Source organism: Flavivirga rizhaonensis (assembly GCF_004791695.1).
GTDB lineage: Bacteria > Bacteroidota > Bacteroidia > Flavobacteriales > Flavobacteriaceae > Flavivirga > Flavivirga rizhaonensis.
Genome location: NZ_SRSO01000056.1, coordinates 1 through 2,391, shown reverse-complemented (window position 1 = coordinate 2,391; position 2,391 = coordinate 1). Strand labels below are relative to the sequence as shown.

Annotated in this window: 2 protein-coding genes; both read left to right on the top strand. The window is 30.3% G+C overall.

Features of this window, described 5'->3' with window-relative positions:
- Positions 1-332: 332 nt before the first annotated feature.
- On the top strand, positions 333-956 hold the full coding sequence (locus EM932_RS20575; protein WP_135879091.1) for a toxin-antitoxin system YwqK family antitoxin: 624 nt from the start codon (positions 333-335) through the stop codon (positions 954-956).
- Between the two features lie 353 nt (positions 957-1,309).
- The gene (locus tag EM932_RS20570; RefSeq protein WP_211344334.1) at positions 1,310-2,179 is read left to right on the top strand and encodes a ThuA domain-containing protein; all 870 of its coding nucleotides are present in this window, start codon (positions 1,310-1,312) and stop codon (positions 2,177-2,179) included.
- The last annotated feature ends 212 nt before the right edge of the window (positions 2,180-2,391 follow it).

Genomic DNA, 2,391 nt, shown 5'->3' with positions numbered 1-2,391 from the left:
ATGTAGGTTATTAAAGAAATAGGGCAAAAAAAAATCGGAACTCAGATTTGTTCCGTAGGCTTTTATTGCAATAAAATAACATAATAATGCCTTTTTATTTGGTTTTTAACATAGAAACTGACGTTAAAATAAGTATAAAAGAGCTTATGAATGATTTAAAAGAATACAGGAACTTGTTTTACCATTGGTAGCTAGGATATAATTAATTAATAATGTAAATTAGATTTGTATAATAAGAGCCGTATGATAGGAGATTATCATATACGGTTCTATAAGAAGTTTGGGGCGAAATCCCACTTTCTTAATCGCGATTACCAAATGTTGTGAATATTATGAAAACAGCACTAAAATCAATCTTTCTTCTAATTATAAGCGTCTCGTGTTTTAGCCAAAACAGCGGAAAAGAAACTCTGAATTTAGTTTTTTACGATAATTGTTCTAACAAAATAATCGAACCTGAATTTGAGGTTTTAACAATGACGGAATTGAATTATGATTATATAACAGTCTATAAAGAATCTGGCGATTGGGTTGCCCAATACTCAACTTCGATAAAGACAAAAAATGACACTATAAGAATCCCGAAAATTCTTTTTGCAGGTGGCAATGAATTACACTCAAAACGTTGGGCTTATTTTAATTGCGATAAGATTTGTGATGGAAAAGAAACGGATTTTTATGCCAATGGAAATAAAAGGACAGAAGGAACATATGAAAACGGAAAACCTATTGAAATCAAAGAGTATCGGCAAAATGGAAAATTACGAGCTCAATACTTTTATGATAATCTGACTCTTGATTATAAAAAAGTTGATTATTACAATGAAAATGGAGATTTGGACGAGTATCAGATTTACAAGAACAGAAAGAAGAAAACCATAATCAAAACGTTTGATAAAAACGGAGAACTGACTGAAACGGAAATTGTAAAAATATATATTGAACGGAATAAATAACTATTTACAGCACCGTAATCATAGCTAATAAGTGCTAAACCGAAAAAGTTGTATTGATTCAGATTGGGGTGTTGGAATTTTATCAAAAACTCAACCAATAGTTAAGAATATTGACAAAATAAATAAGTTTTATGAATACTATGAATTGAATAATAACAGAAAAGAATACTAAAACCTAATAACCTTTGAAGAATTTAAAAAAAGATTAAAACTATTCGTAGTTAAAAATAACTTCATTGAAAAAAGAGGTGTTTAAGATCGTTGTAATTCATTCGAGATAAAGCAAAGGGTAAGTAAATTAAATGGTAAAATTATTTTTTAAATCAGCGATATGTCTTTTTTTTGGACATATTATGTTTGCTCAGTCCCATACTGATAAGTTAAAAGTATTGATTGTGGATGGGTTTAGTAATCATGATTGGAAACAAACGTCTTTAATTGTTAAAACAATCTTGGAAAAAAGCAATTTATTTGAGGTTGACATTTCAACAGCGCCTTCTGAGCTTGAGGATATAGCATGGGAAAACTGGCGACCAAAATTTAAAGATTACGATGTTGTTATACAGAACACTAATAATATTCATAACAAAAAGATACAGTGGCCTAGAGTTGTACAGAAAGAAATGGAAGCATACTTGCGTTCCGGAGGTGGTTTATACATACTTCATTCAGCGAATAATGCTTTTTCGAGTTGGAAAGCATATAATTTAATGATTGGGTTAGGTTGGAGGTTAAAAGAAGAAGGGGTTGCGTTACAAATTAATGGAGGAGGAGAAGTAATAAAAGTTCCTGTTGGTAAAGGAAAATCGACATATCATGGATCAAGAAATGACGAAATTATTTATACCCTAAATAATCATCCTATTAATAAAGATTTCCCTAAGAAATGGAAAACACCGAATATGGAACTTTATAAGTATGCCAGAGGTCCCGCTAAAAACATTACTATTCTTTCATATGCCAAAGATAATGAGACCGATATCAACTGGCCAGTAGAATGGGTAATATCCTATGGTAAAGGAAGGGTTTATAATTCTTCTATGGGACATCTTTGGAAAGGAGACATTTATCCTAAGAGCTACAGATGTATCGGGTTTCAAACAACTTTAATTCGTGCAACAGAATGGTTGGCTACTGGAAAAGTATCTTATAAATTACCCATTAATTTCCCCTCTGAACATAGAATAGAGTTGGTTAACTTAGAAATTGATATCAAAAATTAAAACGAATTATAACCTCATATAAATTGAACTATCAGCTCAATTTATAAAATATATTGTCAATTAATGTTAAGGTTCTTTTTTTAATTTAACGTCAGTTTCTATGTTAAAAACCAAATAAAAAGGCATTATTATGTTATTTTATTGCAATAAAAGCCTACGGAACAAATCTGAGTTCCGATTTTTTTTTGCCCTATTTCTTTAATAACCTACAT

Bases quoted from the DNA above. Each gene is read 5' to 3' on its own strand.
- EM932_RS20575 (WP_135879091.1), top strand. From the start codon at position 333: ATGAAAACAGCACTAAAATCAATCTTTCTTCTAATTATAAGCGTCTCG.
- EM932_RS20570 (WP_211344334.1), top strand. From the start codon at position 1,310: ATGTTTGCTCAGTCCCATACTGATAAGTTAAAAGTATTGATTGTGGAT.